This window comes from Hutsoniella sourekii ATCC 700629, from assembly GCF_000518205.1.
GTDB lineage: Bacteria > Bacillota > Bacilli > Lactobacillales > Aerococcaceae > Hutsoniella > Hutsoniella sourekii.
In genome coordinates, this window is record NZ_JADD01000010.1 from 1 (window position 1) to 22,855 (window position 22,855).

25 protein-coding genes are annotated in these 22,855 nt (G+C 36.4%); 23 read left to right on the forward strand and 2 right to left on the reverse strand.

Annotated elements, in window-relative coordinates:
* Positions 1–446: 446 nt before the first annotated feature.
* Positions 447–1,427, reverse strand: a complete 981-nt coding sequence (locus T408_RS0102255) for an MBL fold metallo-hydrolase (RefSeq protein ID WP_028118499.1) — start codon at positions 1,425–1,427, stop codon at positions 447–449.
* Positions 1,428–1,563: 136 nt separating this feature from the next.
* On the opposite strand from T408_RS0102255, the gene T408_RS0102260 reads away from it, so the two are divergent.
* The 23 genes from T408_RS0102260 to rpe all read left to right on the forward strand — a co-directional run bounded on the left by T408_RS0102260 (position 1,564) and on the right by rpe (position 21,824).
* Positions 1,564–1,875, forward strand: a complete 312-nt coding sequence (locus T408_RS0102260) for a biotin/lipoyl-containing protein (RefSeq protein ID WP_028118500.1) — start codon at positions 1,564–1,566, stop codon at positions 1,873–1,875.
* Positions 1,876–1,895: 20 nt separating this feature from the next.
* Positions 1,896–2,567 (forward strand): HAD family hydrolase, encoded by a 672-nt coding sequence (locus T408_RS11660; RefSeq protein ID WP_028118501.1) that lies wholly within the window; start codon positions 1,896–1,898, stop codon positions 2,565–2,567.
* 82 nt (positions 2,568–2,649) lie between these two features.
* Positions 2,650–3,591 carry an ATP-dependent 6-phosphofructokinase gene (locus T408_RS0102270; protein WP_035419865.1) on the forward strand — a complete coding sequence of 314 codons (942 nt, stop codon included), beginning with the start codon at positions 2,650–2,652 and terminating at the stop codon, positions 3,589–3,591.
* A 157-nt stretch (positions 3,592–3,748) separates the two neighbouring features.
* Positions 3,749–5,638: a BglG family transcription antiterminator gene (locus tag T408_RS0102275; protein ID WP_028118503.1), complete on the forward strand. Its 1,890-nt coding sequence runs from the start codon at positions 3,749–3,751 to the stop codon at positions 5,636–5,638.
* On the forward strand, positions 5,635–6,090 hold the full coding sequence (locus T408_RS0102280; protein ID WP_028118504.1) for a PTS sugar transporter subunit IIA: 456 nt from the start codon (positions 5,635–5,637) through the stop codon (positions 6,088–6,090). The genes T408_RS0102275 and T408_RS0102280 overlap by 4 nt, the downstream gene beginning before the upstream one ends.
* A gap of 28 nt (positions 6,091–6,118) precedes the next feature.
* Positions 6,119–6,436, forward strand: coding sequence for a PTS fructose transporter subunit IIB (locus T408_RS0102285; protein WP_028118505.1), 318 nt, complete (start codon positions 6,119–6,121; stop codon positions 6,434–6,436).
* 2 nt (positions 6,437–6,438) lie between these two features.
* Positions 6,439–7,491 (forward strand): PTS fructose transporter subunit IIC, encoded by a 1,053-nt coding sequence (locus T408_RS0102290; RefSeq protein WP_035419866.1) that lies wholly within the window; start codon positions 6,439–6,441, stop codon positions 7,489–7,491.
* An 18-nt stretch (positions 7,492–7,509) separates the two neighbouring features.
* Positions 7,510–8,775, forward strand: a complete 1,266-nt coding sequence (locus T408_RS0102295; RefSeq protein WP_028118507.1) for a class II D-tagatose-bisphosphate aldolase non-catalytic subunit — start codon at positions 7,510–7,512, stop codon at positions 8,773–8,775.
* 151 nt (positions 8,776–8,926) lie between these two features.
* Complete coding sequence (tkt, locus tag T408_RS0102300) at positions 8,927–10,924, forward strand: transketolase (RefSeq protein WP_028118508.1); 1,998 nt, start codon at positions 8,927–8,929, stop codon at positions 10,922–10,924.
* A 121-nt stretch (positions 10,925–11,045) separates the two neighbouring features.
* Positions 11,046–11,879 carry a class II fructose-bisphosphate aldolase gene (locus T408_RS0102305; RefSeq protein WP_028118509.1) on the forward strand — a complete coding sequence of 278 codons (834 nt, stop codon included), beginning with the start codon at positions 11,046–11,048 and terminating at the stop codon, positions 11,877–11,879.
* 12 nt (positions 11,880–11,891) lie between these two features.
* Complete coding sequence (locus T408_RS0102310; RefSeq protein ID WP_028118510.1) at positions 11,892–12,572, forward strand: triose-phosphate isomerase; 681 nt, start codon at positions 11,892–11,894, stop codon at positions 12,570–12,572.
* A gap of 12 nt (positions 12,573–12,584) precedes the next feature.
* Complete coding sequence (locus T408_RS0102315; RefSeq protein ID WP_028118511.1) at positions 12,585–13,106, forward strand: YjbQ family protein; 522 nt, start codon at positions 12,585–12,587, stop codon at positions 13,104–13,106.
* A 7-nt stretch (positions 13,107–13,113) separates the two neighbouring features.
* On the forward strand, positions 13,114–13,845 hold the full coding sequence (locus tag T408_RS0102320; RefSeq protein WP_235731610.1) for an SDR family NAD(P)-dependent oxidoreductase: 732 nt from the start codon (positions 13,114–13,116) through the stop codon (positions 13,843–13,845).
* Positions 13,846–14,019: 174 nt separating this feature from the next.
* On the forward strand, positions 14,020–14,469 hold the full coding sequence (locus T408_RS0102325) for a PTS sugar transporter subunit IIA (RefSeq protein ID WP_028118513.1): 450 nt from the start codon (positions 14,020–14,022) through the stop codon (positions 14,467–14,469).
* A 16-nt stretch (positions 14,470–14,485) separates the two neighbouring features.
* Positions 14,486–14,770, forward strand: coding sequence for a PTS sugar transporter subunit IIB (locus tag T408_RS0102330; RefSeq protein WP_028118514.1), 285 nt, complete (start codon positions 14,486–14,488; stop codon positions 14,768–14,770).
* 27 nt (positions 14,771–14,797) lie between these two features.
* Complete coding sequence (locus T408_RS0102335; RefSeq protein ID WP_028118515.1) at positions 14,798–16,069, forward strand: PTS galactitol transporter subunit IIC; 1,272 nt, start codon at positions 14,798–14,800, stop codon at positions 16,067–16,069.
* A gap of 19 nt (positions 16,070–16,088) precedes the next feature.
* Positions 16,089–17,141: a galactitol-1-phosphate 5-dehydrogenase gene (locus T408_RS0102340; RefSeq protein WP_028118516.1), complete on the forward strand. Its 1,053-nt coding sequence runs from the start codon at positions 16,089–16,091 to the stop codon at positions 17,139–17,141.
* 78 nt (positions 17,142–17,219) lie between these two features.
* Complete coding sequence (gene rpiB, locus T408_RS0102345) at positions 17,220–17,651, forward strand: ribose 5-phosphate isomerase B (protein WP_028118517.1); 432 nt, start codon at positions 17,220–17,222, stop codon at positions 17,649–17,651.
* A complete protein-coding gene (locus T408_RS0102350) occupies positions 17,645–18,322 on the forward strand; it encodes a ribulose-phosphate 3-epimerase (RefSeq protein ID WP_028118518.1) in 678 nt (225 codons plus the stop codon). The genes rpiB and T408_RS0102350 overlap by 7 nt, the downstream gene beginning before the upstream one ends.
* 19 nt (positions 18,323–18,341) lie before the next feature.
* Complete coding sequence (locus T408_RS0102355; RefSeq protein WP_028118519.1) at positions 18,342–19,292, forward strand: sugar-binding transcriptional regulator; 951 nt, start codon at positions 18,342–18,344, stop codon at positions 19,290–19,292.
* Positions 19,293–19,369: 77 nt separating this feature from the next.
* Positions 19,370–20,416, forward strand: coding sequence for a zinc-binding dehydrogenase (locus T408_RS0102360; protein WP_028118520.1), 1,047 nt, complete (start codon positions 19,370–19,372; stop codon positions 20,414–20,416).
* A gap of 67 nt (positions 20,417–20,483) precedes the next feature.
* Positions 20,484–21,152 (forward strand): fructose-6-phosphate aldolase, encoded by a 669-nt coding sequence (locus T408_RS0102365; protein WP_028118521.1) that lies wholly within the window; start codon positions 20,484–20,486, stop codon positions 21,150–21,152.
* Between the two features lie 21 nt (positions 21,153–21,173).
* Positions 21,174–21,824 (forward strand): ribulose-phosphate 3-epimerase, encoded by a 651-nt coding sequence (gene rpe / locus T408_RS0102370; RefSeq protein ID WP_028118522.1) that lies wholly within the window; start codon positions 21,174–21,176, stop codon positions 21,822–21,824.
* Positions 21,825–21,877: 53 nt separating this feature from the next.
* Here rpe and T408_RS0102375 read toward each other — a convergent pair whose 3' ends face one another.
* Positions 21,878–22,807, reverse strand: coding sequence for a sugar-binding transcriptional regulator (locus T408_RS0102375; RefSeq protein WP_028118523.1), 930 nt, complete (start codon positions 22,805–22,807; stop codon positions 21,878–21,880).
* Positions 22,808–22,855 lie beyond the last annotated feature (48 nt).

The following is a 22,855-nucleotide window of genomic DNA, read 5'->3' on the forward strand; positions in this document are numbered from 1 at the left end:
CAAATCCACCGGCGAGTGTGCCAATAGCTTTGAGCCATTCGATTTCATTCACTTTTATCACCTCCTTACTATACTTACATTATACATAATAAAGTGTATAAAAACAAGTAGTATTAGGAAGTTTTTAGAAATATTTATAGCACACGTTATTGAATTCATGGGGCATTTATGGGGCAAAAATTTAATGATATCAGACGATACCAGCTAAGCTTATTTTTACGAAACCCCTTTATACCAAGGTTAATCTCATGCGTGATTATCTGAGCCTACTCGGTGAACAACTACATCACAATGGCAGCTTTAAGTGCGGAATAAGATCTCATCATATTCTAAAAGCATCCAATCAAGTTTAATTCTTGATTGGATGCTTTTTGTTTTTGGACTATAGGTATTTAAGGAATTTGGAATGGGTGAAGTCCATTAAGCTAGTGTTGAATTCACATTTCTTAATGAGGCTTGCGGAAGTATAAGACCCCTTGCTTATCCTGGCATTTAATGGCTCCTATAGTATAGAGATGGACCAGGTGAGCCATGGTCTCGCCTACCGCAAAGTATTTCTGGCTAACGGGGAAGTCATCCCAGCTCTTAAACTTGACCCGCCAACTAATACTGGCTGACAACTCGTTAGCCGTATAGTCAATACCCGGCTTCATGGCTTGGTATATCTCATCCAAGCGTTGTTGATGGTGGGCTAAGAGCTCTTGAATCCTTTGGCTAGGTTGATGAATAATCTGACGGTGGGCCGGATAAATAAGATCAAGTGACTGCTTAGCTAAATGGTTTAAGGTCTGGAAATATCGTCCAAGAATATCACCGTAGGCCGATCCCCAGTAGGTGATGTTCGGACTTATCGGGTCCAGAACCGTATCACCTGCTAATAACCAGTTCTCTTCTGGATTATATAAACCTAAATGACCGGGGGTATGTCCTGGCAGGTCGACTATTTTCAACCGGTAGCCACCATAAGAGAGAATTTCTCCAGGATTAACATAAGTATAATTAACCGCTTCTTGTGGTCTTAAAGCATAGAGAGGATTCTGATCAAGATTGGTTTCAATTTCAGACATTCCGTATTGATGATATTGTTCAAGCATCTCTTGCCAAAATTCAGACGTTAAAGTCGCCTCAAGAATATGACCATCCACTTGCCCGCAATAAATTCGAGCCCCAGCGTCCTGAAATAGTGGAGTTAGACCTGTGTGGTCGGAATGCAAGTGGGTGATAAAGACATCTAATTGATCCAGATCAATTTCCAATTCTTGAATACCTGCTAAGAGGTCTGATCGACTCTCGGGCAAGTTGTAACCTGTATCAATTAGAAGCGATCGGTCTTCACTCTTGATGACATAAGCATTAATCTGCTTGAGCGCTGTATTGGGAAGAGTCACATTAAAGGTATAAAGGTTTTGTTGCAGTTGTTTGATCAAGAAATCACGCTTTCTAAGTATTAATGATTATATTATAGCTGAATGGTTTCCAGTTTGGGTAGTGATTAGCTATAATTTGAGGATGTAAACCATTACAAATGTGATACAATATTCGTAAGGATTAGGAGAGGATGAAATGATGGAGGATAATGACTTATTAATAGACCAATTTGATGGACAACAAGTGCTCAGGATGTCCCCTCAATTACAAGAAGACTTGGGCGATATTTCCTATATTGAATTCTTAGTTGAACCTGGAGACAAGATAGTCAATGGTCAGTCGATCATAAGCTTTGAAGCTGAGAAGGCCTTGCTTGAAGTTGCCAGTCCCCTAGTTGGAGATGTTCTTGAGATTCATGAAGCAGTGATTGATCAGGTGGAATTATTACAGTCAAAAGCCAAGAAAGATAATTGGCTTATTTCTGTGGGTAAAGCCCAGAGCGAATAATGAATAGAGAAAGGAAAGCAATGAGTCAATTAAAGGCAGTATTTTTTGATATGGATGGGTTGTTGGTGAATAGTGAGATACATTACCTTCAAGGTTGGCAAGCAGCCTTTGGTCACCAAGGCATTGAAGTTCCTTATTCAACGCTTCTAACTTGGCGAGGAAAATCAACAGTAGGAAAGAATGAAGAGTTAATTCATCTTTCAGGAGGTAAGTCTCAAGCTTTAAACATTAGGGAACATAGAGAACAATATCTCCTTCAAATACTGGCTGATAATCAAATACAGCTAAAAAAGGGTGCTAAGGAACTGTTAGACTATTTGGCTAACCAGCATCTATATCTCGGTCTAGCTTCTTCATCTCCCAATGACCGAGGGACAAAGTTTTTGGAAGCCTTCAACCTACATAACTACTTTAATCAGGTTCTATTTGCCAACGATGTTGACCATACTAAGCCGGATCCAGAAATGTATCTTAAGCACTTGAAATTTGCTGGCTGTCAGGCTGATGAGGCTATGGTTATTGAGGATTCTAGAAGTGGGTTATTAGCAGCTAATCGCGCTCAAATTTCTCATATCATGGTTCCTGATGATGAATTTGAAGATGATATCTTTATTGAGGACTTAAATCATTTGATTATGAAGGCCGATGATTTACTTGAAGTAAAGGATTATTTGAGAAGGGAATATTTTTAGTGTAAATGCTTCCATTTTAAAATTTATTTAGCTTATAATTTGTGTTATATTTATCTTAATGATGATATTGAGGAGAAATGCTATGGTAAAGAGAATTGGAATATTAACGAGTGGCGGAGATGCGCCTGGTATGAATTCGGTTATCAATCGAGTGGTAACGTTGGCCGCTGAAGAAGATGTTGAAGTGAGAGCTTACCTAGGTGGCTATGTCGGACTAATTGAGGATAACTGGCGAGAAGTACCAGTAAGTGAAATTAAACTGTTTGATAATGTTGGTGGCACAATTATTGGCTCTGCTCGAACCAATCAATTCAAGGATGAAGCGGTCCGTCAGGCAGTAGTTGATCGACTACATGAGCAGGAGGTTGATGCTCTTATTGTCATCGGTGGTGATGGAAGTTATCGCGGGGCGCAAGGGTTAATTAATCTAGATTTTCCTGTGGTTGCTATACCGGGAACCATCGATAACGATATACCTGCAACAGAAGTTACGCTAGGATTTAAGACTGCTATTCATAACGTAGTTACTGCTGTTGATATGGTGACTACCTCTGCTGCGAGTCATGGCCATAATTTTGCCATTGAGGTAATGGGACGCCGTGCTGGGGATATTGCCCTATGGACGGGGATTGCTCTTGATGCGGACGTTATCTTAACTGAGTACGATGAATTTCAAACGGAATCTTATATTAAACTTATCGACCATGCACGTCAAATTGGTAAGAAATATACATTGAGTATTATTGCTGAAGGTGCAATGACCTGCGAGAAATACAAAGAATTAATCGAAGAAAAATCAGACTATAAGATTCATCCCTTACTATTGGGCCATATTCAAAGAGGTGGGACTACCGCTACGGAAGACCGGATTCTGGGTAAAATGTTTGGCCAGCGAGCTTTCGATTATTTAATCAATGGAGGAAAAGGATGTTGCTTGGCAGTTGAAAAAAACAGTATTGTGGAACAAGACATTAATGAAGCCTTAGCTACGTCTTATGAATTAATTCGGCCATTTAATTTTTGAAATAGAAAACTATAAATGTGAAAGTTGCAACATCAAGTAGAAGATGTTGCAACTTTTTGTTATTCAGTAAACGATTACATTACTTTATAATTAAGAACATAGGAGGCCGGTAATAGTTAGTGAAATAAAAAATATGGAATAGAAAGGAGGAAAATTATTGTCTCCTAAAGCACGTCGCGAGCGAATTTTAGATTATTTAATAAACACTAAAGATTGGGTAACAGTTTCATCAATATCAGACATGTTTAGCGTTTCTGAAAGAACGGTTCATAATGATCTAAAAATTATTGAAAAGATATTAATAAATAGAAGTTGTAAGCTTTTAAAAAAACCTGGGGTTGGAATTAGAGTTGATCAGGTAAAAAATAATGAAGAGAGCCTATCTGAAAGAATCAATGAAAATGATTTAACAAGAAAGTTAAAAATTTTAGTTGATTTACTCATCCAGAATAAAGTTGTAACAATTGAAGAATTAGCTGATCAGTTTTATGTCAGCCCTTCTTCAATACAATCTGATATGGCCGAAATTAGAAGTGAACTTAGTAATTCTACCTTGGTTTCTTTAGTAAGTGATAAACAAGGCACTTATATACTAGGGAATGAGGAGGAAATTCAACAAGCTATTTGTTGGTTAAATAAACAGTTGTTGCATTATTTTAGTGGAATGAATAAAAATGACAAAATTCAAAAACAAGTTCTAAATTTATTCTATCCAGATTCCATGATCGAGGAAGTCTATAAAGTTCTATATAACTACATTAAAATGAACAACAACCTTATTTCTGAATACTATACATTTAATGTGTTGAACGTATTTTTAGTGCTAGTTTATAGAATATCCTCAGGATTTCATCACAAAGAAGTTTCTGATTCTGGGATTAATTTTACTTCAAATAGTTTCTTAGAATATAGAACTATTGCAAATTTTTTACTTAGAACCATGTTTTCGCAAAATAATAAAGTATATGATGAGAGAGATATAACGTATTTTGCTAAATATTTAATGCTTAATCGTTTTTATATAGGGGACAAATCTGGTCAGAGTAACAAATTAGTTGATAAGCTTATTTCTCAATTAAGTGATAGTCTGGGGATAAATTTCAGTAAGGATCACAAGCTAGAACGTTTATTAGAGAATCACATTCCGCCAATGATATATAGACTAAAATCAGGACAGAAAATTAATAATCCATTTGTTGAAAAGATTAAAGCAGAATATGGTCCAACATTTTATACAATTTGGCATGTTGTTAGTCATTACGAAGATGAACTTGATGTGAAATTTAATGAAGAAGAAGTCGGCCTACTAGCGATTTATTTTCAATCAGCAATGGAACGAACTAAATCTGGTAGTAAGATACTAATTGTATGCCAATATGGCATAGCCACGGCAGAGTTACTATTGAATAGATTGCAGTCAATTCTATCACCTAATGATGAGACCCTAACAGCCTCTTTGAGCGAATATAAAAATATGGACCTTTCCAAGTTTGATATTATTATATCTACCACGGAATCAATTGAAGGCCCAAATGTAATTCATAGTTCTCCATTTATAGAAGATGATCAGTTACTTGAAATTAAAGAAAATTATCTACAGAAAAACAGTGAAAACCGAGGGTTTCCACACATATATAAATTTATAAATAAAGATTACATTTTTTTAAATACTAAAATAGAGTCCAAGCCAGAGCTCATTGATTTCGTTTGTACTCAACTCGAGAGTAACGGTTATGTAGATTCTAAATACGCTTCAACGGTAGTTCAGAGAGAAAGATTAGGTAATACCGATATGCCGTCAGGCTATGCGCTGCCACATGGCAATGCTCAACATGTGAAAAAATCTGTGATTTGTTTTTTTAACTCTGATAAAAAATTTCATTGGACCGATTATGGAGTCGATAAAATATTTATGCTAGTTTTAACAACTGAAGACTTAAAGGAAAGTAAAAATATTATTAAAGAAATATATCGAATAATGAAATTTCCAGAAATTGCAAGCAGATTTTATCAAAATATTTATAACTTAATGGGGGGAAAAGAATGACAACTGAAGTTGTTTCTAAGGAATTACTATTTTTAGACAAAGATCTCTATGATCAAAAAAAAATAATTGATTTCATTATATCAAAGGCAGATGAAGAGAATAAACTATCAGATGTATCTCAATTCAAGAAAGACGTAATCGATAGGGAAAATCAAGTTTCAACTGCCATTGGTTTTGATATAGCAATGCCTCATGGTAAAAGTGATGGGGTAAAGGAACCTTTTATAGCTTTTTACCGATCAGATCGACCATTTAAATGGTCAGATTCTGTTGATGAGGAAGTTCAACTAGTATTTCTAATAGGAGTCCCGAAAGAGAATCAAGATAATCTACATCTCAAATTTATTTCTCAAATTTCGAAAAAGTTACTCAATAACGATTTTAGGGAATCTCTTAAAAATGAAAAAGATAATGATCAAGTATTAAAAATTTTAACATCTTTGGATATTTAGATTTGGATATTTAGAAAGGAAGAAAATTATGATTATTGTTGGAGTTTCAGCCTGCCCAGCAGGTATTGCACATACATATATGGCTCAAGAGGCGATTGAACAAGAAGGTCGTAAGCGCGGTCACCAAGTTAAAGTTGAAACTCAGGGTAGTATGGGAATCGAAAATGAACTATCACAAGAAGAAATTGATGCAGCAGATTATGTTGTATTTGCAGTGTCAATCGGAGTTGAAGGAGAGGATCGCTTTGAAGAAAAGGATAGCGAGGATAGAATTATCACTGTTGAACCAGGTGACGCGATTCGACATGTAGTAGAATTATTTGATGAAATAGAAAGAAGGGGCTAAGTATGTTCGAGAAGAAAAAAGAACCAATTAGTGCTCAGTTACAGAAGGCTTTTAGTACTGGTGTATCCTATATGTTACCTGCTGTAGTAGTTGGTGGGGTTTTCCTAGCGATGGCCTTGGCAACAGGTACACCAACCGATGAAGGAATGCAGATTACCAGCCCATTTATGCAAAACTTGAATGATTTAGGAGCGGCTGGTTTTGCCATGATGATCCCAATCTTGTCTGGCTATATTGCTAACACGATTGCTGGGAAGCCGGCCTTAGCGCCAGGTATGATTTTAGGTTTTGTTGCAAATAATCCAATTGGTGAAGCTAAAGTATCAACTGGATTTTTAGGTGCAATGTTACTTGGGGTCGCTAGTGGTTATTTTGTAAAATGGATGAAAACTTGGAAGGTACCTGCTACTATTCGGACGATTATGCCAATACTAATCATCCCAACTGTAACAGTTTTTACTTTAGGCATGATTTATATTTATGGTTTATCTGTACCAATTGGAGCAGCTATGGACTGGTTAGTATCTTTCTTGGGATCATTACAAGGTTCTAGTGCTATTTTATTAGGGCTAATAATTGGCGCAATGACTGCAGTTGATATGGGCGGACCAATTAACAAAACTGCTACAGCTTTTACTTTGGCTTTAATGGCCGAGGGGATCTATGCACCAAATGGCGCTCACCGGATTGCAGTAGCTATCCCGCCATTAATAGTTGGTTTGTCTGTTTTAATCTCTAGAAAAAAATATACTGCTGCTGAAAGAGATACCGGAATCACCGCTATTTTTATGGGAATGATTGGTATTACAGAAGGAGCCATTCCCTTTGCAGTTAAGGACAGTAAGCATGTGTTGCCGGCTATTATTCTTGGAAGTGCTGTTGGTGGTGCTATTGGAATGATGAATAATGTTGAGTGTTTAGTTCCACATGGTGGCCCCATCGTGTTACCAGTTGTAAATGGGAAACTTTGGTTCATTCTTGCAATCTTAATCGGAACTCTAGTAGGTGTCGCTTATTTACATTTTGTTAAACCAGATATTGAAGAAGTAAAATAAGAAAAGGAGTAATTAATTATGTCTAAAACACCAATCAATGAAATTGTAAAAGGCTTATTAGAATTACAAAAAACTGGAGAGAGCGCAACTTTATTAGGTATCGGGCCTATGTCAAAAAATTGTGTTCAAGCTGCACTTGAACTTTCAATGGAAGACGATTATCCAGTAATGTTCATCGCTAGTCGTAATCAAGTCGATTTAGATGAGTTAGGTGGAGGTTATGTAAATGGATGGGATCAGTTCAGATTTGCGAAAGCCGTAGAAGAAGTAGCAAAAGAAATTGGTTATGACAATGAATATTATTTGTGTCGAGACCACGGAGGACCTTGGCAACGAGATAAAGAGCGTAATGATCACTTACCCGAGGATGAAGCAATGGAACTTGGTAAAAAATCCTACCTTGCAGATATGGAAGCGGGATTTGATCTACTCATGATTGATCCAACTAAAGATCCGTTTGAAGTTGGCAAAGTCATTCCGTTAGAAACTGTTATTACAAGAACTGTTGATTTAATTGAATATTGTGAAAAGAAGCGTAAAGAATTAGGACTCCCAGAAATTGGTTATGAGGTAGGAACCGAAGAAACAAATGGGGGCTTAACTTCAACTGAGGTATACGAAGAATTTATAAATCGCCTCCAAGACGAGCTAGGGGCCAAAAATTTACCAATGCCTACATTTATCGTTGGTCAAACTGGAACATTAACTAGAAAAACCGAACAGGTAGGCAAATTTAATTTTCATAATGCTTACGAATTATCTGAAATGGCCAAAAAATACAATGTCGGCTTGAAAGAACATAATGGTGACTATATGGGAGATGTGGATTTATTAATGCACATCCCTTCCAACATCACTGCAACGAATGTAGCACCTCAATATGGAACAGAAGAAACTCGAGCATATTTGAATTTGGCTAAAGTTGAAGCTGAGTTGAAAGAAAATGGTCTTATTGAAGACACCTCAAATATTTATAACGTTTTATTAGATAAAGCAATTGAATCTGAACGTTGGAGAAAATGGATGGTTGGTGACCAAGTTAACTTAACTGTTGATGAAATAAAAGCAGATCCTAAACTATCTGTAGAAGTATTAGATATTGCTGGTCACTATACCTTTAATGAAGATGAAGTAAAATCGGAAATTGAAAAGCTTTATAAAAATTTAGAGTCTCAACAAATTAATGGTAGAAGATATGTTATTGACCATATTAAGAGACCAATTAGAGATTATTCAGAATGTTACAACCTTAAAGGAGTTACTTCTAGAATTAAAACATTATAAAATGTTTAAAAGCTAGTCTTTGAGGCTAGCTCTTAAACATCTTTTTTATAAATAATAAGTAGACTCAAAATTAGTTATCATTAATGATAGCCCTTTCTTAACATTTGTGCTATGATGTAGTAAATGTTATTTAGATTATAAGGAGGACAATATGTTTACCAAAACAGATCAGTTAGCTGTCAATGCGATTCGGGCTTTGAGTGTGGACCAGATCGAGAAAGCCAACTCTGGCCACCCTGGTCTACCGATGGGGGCTGCGCCAATGGCTTACGCCCTGTGGGCAGACCACCTACAGGTGGATCCAAAAGCAAGTGATTGGATCAACCGCGACCGCTTTGTCTTGTCGGCTGGCCATGGCTCTGCCTTGCTCTATAGTTTGCTTCATTTAGCTGGTTTTGATGTGACGATTGAAGATTTGAAGAACTTCCGTCAACTGGATAGTCGCACACCGGGTCACCCGGAATACCGTCATACCGATGGCGTGGAAGCAACCACCGGTCCATTGGGCCAAGGGATTGCTCAAGCGGTTGGGATGGCCATGGCAGAAGCTCACCAAGCCGTCCTATACAATACGGATGACCATGCCATTATTGACCACTACACTTATACCTTATGCGGGGATGGCGATTTGATGGAAGGGGTAGCTTATGAAGCCCTGTCTTATGCTGGTCGTCAAGAATTAGAAAAACTCATCGTTCTCTATGATTCCAATGATATCTCCCTAGACGGTGACTTAGATCAAGCTTTTACCGAAGATATCAAGGGACGCTTTGAGGCCATCAACTGGCACTACCTGCGCGTAGAAGATGGCAATGATTTAGAAGCCATCTCTCAAGCCATTCAAGAAGCCAAGGACCACAAGGGACAACCAACAATTATTGAAATTAAGACCGTGATTGGTTACGGAGCGCCTAAGCAAGGAACCAACGCTGTCCATGGGGCGCCGATTGGTGCTGACGATTGGGCCGTCGCCAAGGAAGCCTATGGTTGGACCAGTGAAGCCTTTGAGGTGCCGGAAGAAGCGTATCAAGCCTTCAAGGAACGCGTTCAAGAACGTGGTCAAGAAGCGCATCAAGCCTGGCAAGCTACTTATGACGCCTATAAAGAAGCCAACCCTGAACAAGCAGCTGAATTAGAAGCGGCTTATGCGGGAGAATTACCTGAAGGCTTTGACCAAGGCTTGGCTTATCAAGAAGCGGGTGCTGGAGAAGCCAGCCGAGCTTCCAGTGGGGCTGCGATTCAAGCCTTGTCTAAAGAAATCCCATTCTTCTGGGGTGGATCGGCTGACTTATCGGGCTCCAACAATACCATGGTTAAGGCTGAAGAGGACTTCATGCCGGAAAGCCGTCAAGGACGTAATATCTGGTTTGGCGTGCGTGAATTTGCCATGGCCGCCATGATGAATGGGATTGCCTTGCATGGTGGTAGTAAGATTTATGGCGGAACCTTCTTCGTCTTTACAGACTACCTCAAGGGAGCCGTTCGTCTCTCTGCCTTGTCCGGGTTACCAGTCATCTATGTAATGACCCATGATTCGATCGCCGTTGGGGAAGATGGACCAACACATGAACCGATTGAACAATTAGCGGGCTTTAGAGCGTTGCCGAACTTGAATGTGATTCGACCAGCGGATGTGAATGAGACTTATGCTGCTTGGAAGGTAGCGATTAAGGAAGCCAACCGGCCAACCATGTTAGTCTTGTCGCGTCAAGGCTTACCGACGCTAGAAGCGACGCAATCCTTGGCTGAAGAAGGCGTTGATAAGGGAGGCTATGTCCTCTCACCGGCTAAAGGTGAGACACCTGAAGGAATTCTAATTGCGACGGGTTCTGAAGTGAACCTCGCGATCGAGACCCAAGCTCAGTTAGCCCAAGACGGTATTGATGTTTCCGTTGTTTCCTTACCTGCTATGAACCGCTTTGATGAGCAATCAGAGGACTACAAGGAATCTGTCCTACCGAAGGCGGTTAAGAACCGGGTATCCATTGAGATGGCTGCCACTTTTGGTTGGGAACGTTATGTTGGACTAGAGGGTATTACCCTAGGTATCGACCGCTTTGGTACTTCTGGACCCGGTAATCAAGTGATTGAACGCTTCGGGTTTACTGCAGACAAAGTCGCTCAGGCTTACAAGGATGCGTTTAAATAAAATAAATTAAGTTTTGTTCATGTTTTGGCGCATCCAATTTGAGAAATTCTCAATTGGATGCGCCATTTTTTCAATACCTTCTAAAAAACTTTAAAGCTAAAGTATAGAAAGGAATATCATCATGTTAACTAATTCTCACGAAATGATGAAAAAAGCACATCAAGAAAGGTTTGCAATTCCGGCAGTAGATTTCATAGATCTTGATATGGCAAGGGTATTTGTAAATGTAGCTGAAGAGAGGGGATTGCCTCTAATACTGGCATTTGCACAGTCTCATCGACATATGATCTCACTTGAGGAAGCGGCATTAATTGGAAGATATTTGGCAGAAAAAGTAAGAGTTCCTATTTCACTACATCTGGACCATGGTGAAGATATAGATTATATAAAACGGGCAATTGATTTAGGTTTTACCTCCGTTATGATTGATGCCTCTGAGAAACCAATTGATGAAAATATAGAGTTAACCCAAAGGGTCATGTCACTAGCAAAGCCGAAAAATATTACCGTGGAAGCTGAACTTGGGCATGTTGGCGCTAATGATACCTCAGAATCTTCAGTTCTTACTGATTCAATATACACTGAAACGGAAGAGGTAGATAAATTCGTTAGTGAGACGAAAGTTGATATGCTTGCCGTATCAATTGGTACTGCTCATGGTTTGTATACTGGAAAACCAAAAATATCATTTGATCGATTGGAGGAGATATCAAATATTACGGATACTCCTTTAGTGCTTCATGGTGGTTCTTCAAGTGGGGATGATAATCTTAATAGATGTGCTAAATCTGGTATTTCTAAAATAAATATTTATTCTGATTTTTTGAATGAAGCTTACCAAGCTATCATAAAAGAAGAGCCAAATAATTATCCAGAGATGAAGAGTACCGCAAATAGTGCAATGCGTAGTGTCTTAAACCACTACTACGATGTATTTGAAACTAAAGCCATATAAGGAGAGATAATTATGGAAAAAATAGAAATTAAAAAACCTTTCTTTATGTTTAATCCTAAGTCATATCTTTATGGAGATGAACTTTTAGAATTAGCTTTAGAAGCTGATAAATTAGCAAAGAAATTTCCGAATATTTCTGTTTTTGTAACAGTTCCGTTTGCTGATATATATCGAATATACAATGAAACAGAATCTATTATTGTAACAGCCCAACATATGGATGGAATTAATCCTGGTCGTGGAATGGGTCATGTACTCCCTGAATCGCTATACTCAGCTGGTGCTCGGGCTACATTTTTAAACCATGCTGAAAGATCCATGAAGTCTTCAGATATTGTTCGTGCGATTAGTAGAGCTAATGAGCTAGGAATAATTTCTATCCTTTGTGCTGATTCATTAGCAGAAGCTAAAGCGTTAGCAAGTTTAAATCCAGATATAATGTTATGTGAACCGACTGATTTAATTGGAACCGGTAAAACAAGTGATGAAAATTATGTTAAACAGACTAATGACGCAGTAAAGAAGATCAGTCCTAATACATTAATGATGCAAGCAGCTGGGATTAGTACTGCTGATGATGTTAAAAAAGTGATTGAATTGGGGGCTGATGGAACAGGATGCACGTCAGGGATTACTGAAGCTGAAAATCCAAAGAAAATGTTAGCTGATATGATAAACGCATTAATAAAATAAAAGGAGTATACAATGACTGTTTATAAACAAAAAATTGAGGTCCAGTCTACAGGTGAACGTCCTACATTTGTTGATCTAACTTCAGAAGTAAGAGAAACTATTGAGAACAGTGGCGTTTCTAATGGGATAGTTACAGTAGTCACACCTCATACCACATGCGCTATTTTTTATGAAGAATTTGCACATGATTTAAATGAGTTTGGCCAGGATACGCTTCAAGTAGAGCTTGATAGGGTTCTCCAGAAAATAATTCCTAACCATGATAGCGAGGATACATATATTTATCCAGGACCGGAGCATTTTAATGAAGTAATGAGCTGGCCTAACGCCGATAATTACCTTCCAAATAAGGACATTTCGGATCTTTGGAACGGTGATGCACATTTAAAGGCCACGATTATCGGTGCAAGTGAAAGTTTTGAAGTGGATAAAGGGAAACTAGCAGTTGGGAAAACAGGGTATATTTATTTCGTAGATTTTGATCGAGCACGGCCAAGAAAACGCTCTTGCTCAATAATCGTAATTGGGGAGTGAGATTTCTGTGAAGATTGCAGTCATAACAGGTGGATCAAAAGGAATCGGCAAGGCAATAGCAAAAAAGTTTGCTGAAAATTCTTATATTACATATATACTTGATTTGGATCAAGAAAATGGACTGAAGACAGCGGATGAATTAAAAAAGTATGCACCATCAAATTTTATTCAAACGGATGTATCTGATTTTAAAAGTATAGAAGCAGCTGAAGCACAAATAGTATCTAAGGAAAATAAGATCGATGTATTAGTTATTAATGCTGGTATTAGTAACCGGAAGACTATTGCTGAAATATCAGTTGCAAACTGGGATAAAATTATTGATGTGAATTTAAATGGCTCATTTTACACATTGAAAGCATTTTACGAGGACTTGAAGTCAAATAAAAATTCTAAATTGATATTCGTAACATCTGGATCGGGTCTTACCGGTACTGGCGGAGGGGCACATTATGCAGCCTCAAAATCAGGACAACATGGTCTAATGAAAGCAGCTTCAAAAGAATTAGGTGCATATGGAATTAACGTAAATGCTATAGCTCCAAGAGTTATTGAATCCGATTTATTAGACGAGTTATATCCAAATGAAAAGAGCAGAGAAGAATTAGTTAAAAAGATCCCTATCGGCAGATTTGGTAAACCTAATGACATAGCAAATTTAGCATTCTTCCTTGCGAGCCCTGAATCTTCTTATGTTCATGGACAGATTATTTTAGCCGATGGTGGTAGAACGCTTTAGTCAGTGATATAATAATTTAAGAAGTTGAAGAATTACTGTATTTTAATTTGACAGCGCATACAAAAAGGATTATTATATACAAGTAGCAAACTACATAGCCTATGTCAATTGCTAGGATAATGAAAGGAGTGTAGCTTAATTAATTTGTAGGGTTATTTTTATAGGAGGTTGTTTATGGACTTAAAAAATGTTATTAATGATGATTTAATTTTTCTGAATGAAACATTTAATGATTCATCTGAACTTTTTGATTTTGTTGCAGGGGAATCTACAAAGTTAGGTTTGAGTAAAGATACCTATGCTCAAGCTCTAAAAGATAGAGAAATTGAATTTCCTACTGGATTACAGTTGGAAAACTATGGTGTAGCAATTCCACATTCAGATTCAGTTCATATTAATGAGGAATTTATCGCTGTAGTTACTCTAAAAGAACCTGTTGAATTCAAATCAATGGAGGACCCTGATCAGTCTGTAGAAACTAGATTAGTATTTGTTTTAGGACTTACCAAGGCTGAGGATCAATTGTCAACACTTCAAACAATTATTCAATTAATTCAAGATGAATCAGCTCTTGAAGGGATTTTGGGAGCAGAAACTAAAGAAGAATTATTAAATAAACTTTAAAAGGAGAGTATTAATTATGGCTAAAAAAAGAATTTTAATTGCATGTGGTGCAGGAATTGCAACCTCGACTGTTGTTGTTAATCATGTTAAAAATTTACTAAAAGAAAATAATATTGATGCTGATATTGATCAAATTCGTATTTCAGAAGCTAAAGGTAAAGAAGATTCAGCAGATTTATTGATCTCTACAACTAAACTTCCAACTACCTATAGCATCCCAGCTATTGTGGCTACTGCTTATATTACAGGTATGGGTAAAGACAAAGTTGATAAAGAAGTCTTGGAAATTTTAAAAGACTAATAAAGTGAGCTTTTAGGAGGAAAAGAAATGGAAGCGTTTGTAAGTATTTTTGATTATATATTGGATTTAGGTCCAACAGTAATCATTCCACTAGCTATATTTTTAATTGGTCTATTATTTGGTGTTAAACCTGGTAGAGCTTTTACCTCAGCAATTACAATTGGTATTGGTTTTACAGGAGTTAACCTTGTAATCGGTTTGCTATCAAGCGAGCTTGGTACTGCGACTCAACAAATGGTTGAGAGATTTAACTTCAACTTAACAGTTGTCGATATTGGTTGGCCAGCCGCAGCTTCAGCGGTCTTTGCCTCTCCAGTTACAACATTAATGATTGTTTTAATTTTAGTGGTTAACTTAGGTATGTTAGTTTTAAACTTAACCAATACCCTAAATATTGATATTTGGAATTTCCACCATATGATAGCTGTAGCTGCATTATCTTATATTGCTACAAATAATTTTTGGTTAAGTATTGTTATCGGTCTTATTGCCACAGTTATTATTCTTAAGTTTTCAGATTACTTTGCTCATTTAATTGGAGATTATTACGGTCTTGATAATGTAACTTTTACTACTGGTTCTTCAATTGGATACGCTATGATTGGTATTCCTGTTGGTCGTTTAGTAGGTATGATTCCTGGAATTAATAAGGTTGAAGTCACCCCAGAATCAATTCAAAAGCGTTTCGGTATTTTTGGTGAACCAATGGTTATGGGACTTATCATTGGTTTCGTTTTAGGACTTTTAGCTGGATATGATGTTGGTGCTGCTTTCAAACTTGGCGTGTCAATGGCGGCTGTATTAGTTTTAATGCCTCGTATGGTTTCTTTACTTATGGATGGGTTATTACCGATTTCAGAAGCTGCCCAAGAATTTGCTAACAAGCATTGGGGAGATAGAGATATTAACATCGGTCTAGATGCTGCGCTAGCATTTGGAGACCCTGCGAACGCTTCTGCGGGTCTAATTTTAGTTCCAATTACATTATTACTAGCTGTTATTTTGCCTGGTAACAAGGTACTTCCTTTTGGTGACTTGGCTACTATTCCATTTTACATGGCATACGTAACTGCTGACCGCAAGGGGAACATCTTCCAATCCGTTATTACAGGTACAATAATGATTGCGATCGCTTTATATATTGCAACCAATTTTGCCCCTCTTCATACTGAAATGGTTGCTGGATTAGATTCAGTTAAAGATATGGCAGGATCAGCGTTCACCTCATTTGATACAGGTGGTAACGTTCTTAAATGGGCTCTAGTAAGATTAGCAGAATTTATTAATGGTATGTTCTAATAATAAAGGTGGTAATTAAGTGAAAGCTGCACAATTAAATGAACAACAAAAGTTTGAAGTTGTTGAAATTGAAGATCCAAAAATGAATGATGATGAAGTACGAATTAAAGTCTATGCTAATGGTGTTTGTGGATCAGATACTCATAAAATAGCAGACGGATGGCCGTACGAATTACCAGTAATCATCGGGCACGAATTCTCTGGAGAAGTTATTGAAATAGGAAGCAATGTAACTCATGTCTCAGTTGGTGATAGAGTTATCGCTGCCCCTATGATGCCATGTCATGAATGCGAATATTGTCAACAAGGCTACTATGGTATGTGTGAAAATTATAAAATGATAGGAACTCATAGAAGTGGCGGATTTGGACAACAAGTTGTAGCACCAAAAGAAAACGTTCTTCCAGTTGGTGATATGGATTATAAAACTGCAGCCTTAATCGAACCTTTAGCTGTTTCGATGCATGGAGTTATGGGTATCGATGTTCAACTGGGTGATACAGTTGTAGTACTCGGTATGGGAGCAGTAGGTTTGTTAACACTTAAATGCTTGTTAGCAGCTGGCGCTAAAGATGTTATAGCTGTTGATATTTCAGATGATTCTATTAAAGAAGCAATCAAGCATGGTGCAACTTATGGTATCAATTCTCTAAAAGAAGATCTTGAGTCAAAAGTTATGGAATTGACTAATGGGTTAGGTGCAGATATCGTAATGGAGTGTGCTGGTTCTGCAATAACTCAAGAACAAGCTTTACTCCTTGCTAAAAAGCATGGTAAAGTTGGTTATCAAGGTATAGCTTATAGAGACATTACTCTAAAAAGAAAAGCCTTCGAAAATATATTTAGAAGAGAATTAACCATCAAAGGATTCTGGAACTCATATTCTGCACCATTTCCTGGTAAAGAATGGCAAAATGCGATTGATTATGTCAATAGTGGTAAAATTGATTTGGATGGTATGGTCACCCATACATTTCCACTTAACAAGGCCGAAGAACTATTCGATATGATTATTAACAGAAAAGAAAACTTTAATAAAGTGCTTATTTTGCCTCAAGAGATAGAAGAATAATTTTAGTTAGGGATAACTATAGTTACTAGCTCAGCAGGTCGAAAGGCCTGCTGTTTTTTAGAAAGGATGAATAAATAAATGAAAATTGCAATCGGAGCAGATCATGGTGGATTCGAATTAAAAAATAAAATTATAGATCATTTAAAAGCAGACTATGAGGTGATGGATTTTGGACCAAATAGTTCTGAATCAGTAGATTATCCTGATTTTGCTGTAAAAGTGACTAGTTCGATACAAAATTCTGAAGCTGATTTGGGAATTTTAATATGTGGAACTGGAGTTGGTATGTCTATTGCAGCCAATAAACAAAAGGGCATTCGTGCTGCTTTAGTAGGGGATGTATTTACTGCCCAAGCAACTCGAGAACATAACAATTCTAATGTGTTATGTCTTGGAGCTCGAGTGACTGGGGACATGTTAGCGTTAATGATCGTGGATACTTGGTTAGGAGCTGAATTCCAAGGTGGCCGTCATGCAAAACGCTTAGAAAAGCTTGAAAACTTATGCTAGAGAAAAGATTAGTCGCCTCTATAATGACAGCTGATCAAATGCATTTAAAAGTGACTTTAGATGAGTTAGTAGAGGCTAAAATTAACTGGCTTCATTGCGATGTCATGGATGGTGTATTCGTAAACAATTTAGCGATGGGACCTTATCAAATTGAAGCTTTAAAAAAAGATGCACGTTTAATTTTAGATGTTCACTTAGCAACGGTTAATCCAGAGCATTATATCCGAATGTTTGGTCCACTACAACCGGATTATATTACCTTCCATATAGAAACTACCGAAAATCCTGAGGAACTTTTCCAACTGATTCGTAGTTATAACTGTAAGGTTGGCCTAGCCTTTAGTCCAGAAACTCCAGTGACAACAATAGAACCTTATTTAAAAGACATTGATTTATTGTTAGTGATGACAGTGAATCCAGGATTTGCTGGGCAAGAATTTAATTTAAATGTACTTAATAAATTAGAAAAGTTAACTGAAATTTTTTCTGAAAATAATTTTGAACGTCCACTTATAGAGGTTGATGGGAATATTTATGACCAAACGATTAGAAAAATGAAAAATTTCGATGTTGATTTATTTGTTCTTGGTACCTCAGCTCTATTTAATGATGATGGACAAAGTATTAATGATAAGTCTAAGTATTTAAGAGAAGGTTTATATGAAAGTTAAAAGGGAGAGGAGAGTGTAGGTGGATACGATTGAAGAAAAAGAACTAGTCAGAATTGCAAAAATGTATTACGAGGAAGGTTTAACACAAGCAGCAATAGCTAAAGAAGTGGGTGTATCACGTTCGCTTATTTCCAAACTATTAATGGATGCCAAAAGACAAGGAATTGTTGAAGTTTTCATAAAAAGTAGTAGTTCATATATTGTAGAACTTGAAAGAGAGCTTGAAAAAAACTTTGGATTAGTAAAAGCAATAGTGGTTGATTCCTTATCTGTGAAAGACGAGGAAGTGAATAAGTCAGCTAGTCAGCAAGCGGCATTATACTTAAAAAAAATGGCGGCTGATCATCCTAATATAGGTATATCCTGGGGTTATTCAATAAGAGGAATGGTAGATTCGTTTCCATATAGTAATTTGAGTGAAGTAACTCTGATTCCCTTGATTGGTGGTATGTCTGATGACTATTTTTCCATCCATTCAAATCAGTTATGCTTTGATTTGAGCCAGAAAATAAGATCAAATGTTAAGTATTTGTATTCACCTGCCCAAGTATCAAATGATCGAATTAAAGATGAATTAATTAATAATAATGCTATTAAATCTGTGCTCGATTCTGCTAGGAATGTTGACCTAGCAGTTGTTGGGATCTCTTCGCCTTACGAGCAGAGTACGATGCAGAAGATTGGTTATCTTAATGAAGATAATGTTGAAGATCTTATTAAGCACAATGTAGTAGGTGATATTAATTCTGCATTTTTTGATTCTAATGGTCAACAAGTTGATTTTGATCAAAATAGAAATGTAATTGGATTGAGCCTTGACGAATTAAAAGAGATTCCTCTTAGAATGTCAATTGCAACTAGTCAATCTAAGACTAAACCTTTAGCTGTGGCTTTAGAACATAAGTTACTCAATATTATAGTTACTACAGATAAATTAGCTGAAAACATCTTGAAAACAAATGCTATTTGATTTGACAAATGACAAAGCAAGTACTATGATAACAATATACTAGTTAATACTTAGGATTATATCAGGAGGAATTTATAATGAAAGCAGTTGTAAAAACAGCACCAGGCTATGACATGATGGAATTACAAGATATTCCTAAACCAGAAGCATACGATGATAAAGTTGTGATTGAGGTAGCTTATACTGGTATTTGTGGTTCAGATATTCATACATTTAAAGGTGAGTATAAAAACCCTAAAACACCTGTTGTTCTTGGGCATGAATTTTCAGGAAAAATTGTTGAAGTTGGTCCAGATGTAAAAGAATTCAAAGTAGGAGATCGAGTAGTTAGTGAAACTACTTTCGAAACTTGTGGTGAATGCCCATATTGTAAAGAAAGAGATTATAATCTTTGTGGAAATAGAAAAGGTATCGGAACTCAGGTCAATGGTAGTATGACTGATTACGTTCTTGCTAGAGAAGAAAGTTTACATTTAATCCCAGAGAATGTGTCTTATAAAGCAGCAGCTTTTAGTGAACCTTTAGCCTGTACAACACATGCCGTCATGGAAAAAACGTCTGTTAAAGATGGAGATATTGTGTTAGTTGTGGGTCCTGGTCCAATTGGATTGTTAGCTGCTCAAGTTGCTCAATCTCAAGGTGGAGAAGTTATTTTGTCAGGAATAACCCAGGATAAGAAGAGATTACAGTTTGCTAAAGACAAACTTGGAATTAAACACATTGTAGATTCACAAGCTGAGGATCTTGACCAAGTTGTTCTTGACCTAACTGATGGTTGGGGAGCGGACGTCGTTATTGATGCTTCAGGTGCAGTTCCTGCAGTAAACCAAGCATTAAAATTAACACGTAAAAAAGGGGATTTTGTCCAATTAGGACTTTTTGCTGAGTCTGTAGTTCCAATTGATACTGAATCCATTATTCAAAGAGAAATTAATTATATTGGATGTCGATCACAAAAACCATCATCGTGGGATAAGGCATTAAAATTACTCGAAGAAGAAAAGGTAGATACAGAATCTATTGTTACTAAGGAGTATCCAGTTGAAGATTGGCGAGAAGCCTTTGAAGCCGTTATGGGTGGTCAAGAAATGAAAGTAATGATTGCCTCAAATTCAGATCTATAAAACTTAAATATAAGAAGCAGGGTTACTCCTGCTTCTTTGTGTAATAAAAAATTATAGGGGGATTAATTTGAAATTAGTCATTGATTCAGCAAATCTAGAAAAGATTGAAAGCTATTTAAAATATTTACCAATTGACGGTGTTACCACTAACCCGAGTATTTTAAAAAAAGAAGGAAAGATCAATTTCAAGGATCATATTAAAGCTATCAGAGAACTCATTGGTTATGATAAAAGTTTGCATATTCAAACTATTTCTAGTAATTGTGATGGAATTATTGAAGATGCACGAAAAATTGTGGATTTAACTGATTCTGAAGTTTATATAAAAATTCCAGTCAGCAAAGAAGGATTAGCAGCAATTAAAATTCTAAAAACTGAAGGCTTTAATATTACTGCTACAGCTATATATAGTGAAATTCAAGCTCTGTTAGCAATTGGTTTTGATGTCGACTATATTGCTCCTTATGTTAATAGAATGCAAAATCTGAATTCTGATCCCTTTAAATTAATCGAAAATCTTAGTTCAAATATATCCAGTTCAGAAGATCAGACTAAAATTTTGGCAGCGAGCTTCAAAAATATTGATCAAGTATTGAAAGCTTTACATGCTGGAGCAAGCCATGTAACTGTTGGAGCAGACGTAATTGATAATTTTCTAACTAATGCGAATATCTCAAAAGCGATAAGTGATTTTGGTTCAGACTGGAAAGAAATAACAAATTCTGATCACATATAAATATATTTAAGGAGAAATTATATGAATGTTAAAATTGCCCCATCTATGTTAAGTGCTGACTTTTGTAATTTAGAAGCTGACATATTAAATATGATCGAGTCAGGTGCAGATTACCTCCATATTGATATAATGGATGGTACATTTGTTCCAAATATATCATTTGGCCCTATGGTTTTTGAAAGTTTAAGGAAGAAAACAGATGTTATATTTGATGTCCATATGATGGTAGAAAATCCTGAAAGATATATTGATTTAGTTGCTGATGCTGGAGCAGACATTATCACAGTTCATCTAGAGGCGACCTCACATATTCATAGAGCTCTTCAACAAATAAAATCTTTAGGTAAGAAGGCTGGGGTTGTTATCAATCCTGGTACATCTGTTGAAAATTTAAAAGCAGTATTGGATTTAGCAGATCTCGTGTTAATAATGACGGTTAATCCGGGATTTGGTGGTCAACAATTTATTGAATCGACTATGGAAAAGGTAGCTCAACTCAAAGCTTGGAGAGACGAGTATAATTATTCTTATGAAATTGAAGTCGATGGTGGGGTTAATAATGAAACCTATAAGCAATGCATTAAAGCTGGGGCGGATGTACTTGTTTCCGGATCATACCTTTTTAATTCGGAAAATCGCAAAAAGGCTATCGAAGAATTAAAAACAGTATAATAAATATAAAGCACAAACATACCGTTCTTTTTAGAACAATATGTTTGTGTTTTTTAATCTTGAGTTAAGAAGTTTGCTGTAGAAAAATCAGTAATAAGAACATCAATTAATCCAGCTCTTAAGGCCGCTAATATTGAGTTATTTTTTGGGACACCAAATGCAACACATATTTTTAGAGGGATATTTTGAAAATCTTTAATATTTAGGCCAATACTTCTATTGCTAATTTCATTGCATTTTTCCTGTCCGTTAATATCAAAAAAAGCTATAGACACAAAATCACAAATAACGTTTTGATTGATCATTTCCTTTAATTCTTTTGATGAAAAATAATTCATTTTATGAATGGTACTTTCACTACTAGTTGGATTACCAACGCTAAACAAAGCGATATCTGCTTTTTTGGTCTCAGAAATAGTCGAAGCGATATCGTTGTTATCGATAAAGATATTTTTTTCATCTAAATTATTTGCAAGAGCAGGACCATTTATAGAATAAGAAATGCCTCGACAATTTTTTGCAAATTCAGCAGCTATAGTTGATGAATGTATTAAGTTATTGGTAGAGCCATGACCGCCAATAATCGGGCTAAATTTTAAATTTAAATTATCATGAATTTCAGTTATTTCTGAAAGTTCTCGGATAGTTCTTCCCCAACCAACAGCTATAGTAGAGTTTTCCTTAAATTGGTTAACTAGATATTGACCGGCCAAACTAAAGATTTGCTTGTCATCTTTAATTAAAGATTCATTTCCTGAGATTAGAACCTCTTTAATTTTATATTTATCAATAAGTAATTGAGAAATCTCATAATTACTTGCACTATAATCTATAGAAATTTTGACAATATTTTTTTCTCTTGCTTCTTTAAGACCTCGAGTTACCTTGCTTCTTGAAACGTGTAGTTTGTCAGCAATTTCTTGATGTGTCATCCCTGTAACGTAATACAGATGGGCTAATTGTACCAGAAATTTTTTATCCATAAAATCACCTTCTATTTAAAAAACGGGTCTAAAATTGATCCTAATCTG

Bases quoted from the DNA above. Each gene is read 5' to 3' on its own strand.
- T408_RS0102260 (WP_028118500.1), top strand. From the start codon at position 1,564: ATGATGGAGGATAATGACTTATTAATAGACCAATTTGATGGACAACAA.
- T408_RS11660 (WP_028118501.1), top strand. From the start codon at position 1,896: ATGAGTCAATTAAAGGCAGTATTTTTTGATATGGATGGGTTGTTGGTG.
- T408_RS0102270 (WP_035419865.1), top strand. From the start codon at position 2,650: ATGGTAAAGAGAATTGGAATATTAACGAGTGGCGGAGATGCGCCTGGT.
- T408_RS0102280 (WP_028118504.1), top strand. From the start codon at position 5,635: ATGACAACTGAAGTTGTTTCTAAGGAATTACTATTTTTAGACAAAGAT.
- T408_RS0102285 (WP_028118505.1), top strand. From the start codon at position 6,119: ATGATTATTGTTGGAGTTTCAGCCTGCCCAGCAGGTATTGCACATACA.
- T408_RS0102290 (WP_035419866.1), top strand. From the start codon at position 6,439: ATGTTCGAGAAGAAAAAAGAACCAATTAGTGCTCAGTTACAGAAGGCT.
- T408_RS0102295 (WP_028118507.1), top strand. From the start codon at position 7,510: ATGTCTAAAACACCAATCAATGAAATTGTAAAAGGCTTATTAGAATTA.
- tkt (WP_028118508.1), top strand. From the start codon at position 8,927: ATGTTTACCAAAACAGATCAGTTAGCTGTCAATGCGATTCGGGCTTTG.
- T408_RS0102305 (WP_028118509.1), top strand. From the start codon at position 11,046: ATGTTAACTAATTCTCACGAAATGATGAAAAAAGCACATCAAGAAAGG.
- T408_RS0102310 (WP_028118510.1), top strand. From the start codon at position 11,892: ATGGAAAAAATAGAAATTAAAAAACCTTTCTTTATGTTTAATCCTAAG.
- T408_RS0102315 (WP_028118511.1), top strand. From the start codon at position 12,585: ATGACTGTTTATAAACAAAAAATTGAGGTCCAGTCTACAGGTGAACGT.
- T408_RS0102325 (WP_028118513.1), top strand. From the start codon at position 14,020: ATGGACTTAAAAAATGTTATTAATGATGATTTAATTTTTCTGAATGAA.
- T408_RS0102330 (WP_028118514.1), top strand. From the start codon at position 14,486: ATGGCTAAAAAAAGAATTTTAATTGCATGTGGTGCAGGAATTGCAACC.
- T408_RS0102335 (WP_028118515.1), top strand. From the start codon at position 14,798: ATGGAAGCGTTTGTAAGTATTTTTGATTATATATTGGATTTAGGTCCA.
- rpiB (WP_028118517.1), top strand. From the start codon at position 17,220: ATGAAAATTGCAATCGGAGCAGATCATGGTGGATTCGAATTAAAAAAT.
- T408_RS0102350 (WP_028118518.1), top strand. From the start codon at position 17,645: ATGCTAGAGAAAAGATTAGTCGCCTCTATAATGACAGCTGATCAAATG.
- T408_RS0102360 (WP_028118520.1), top strand. From the start codon at position 19,370: ATGAAAGCAGTTGTAAAAACAGCACCAGGCTATGACATGATGGAATTA.
- rpe (WP_028118522.1), top strand. From the start codon at position 21,174: ATGAATGTTAAAATTGCCCCATCTATGTTAAGTGCTGACTTTTGTAAT.
- T408_RS0102375 (WP_028118523.1), bottom strand. From the start codon at position 22,807: ATGGATAAAAAATTTCTGGTACAATTAGCCCATCTGTATTACGTTACA.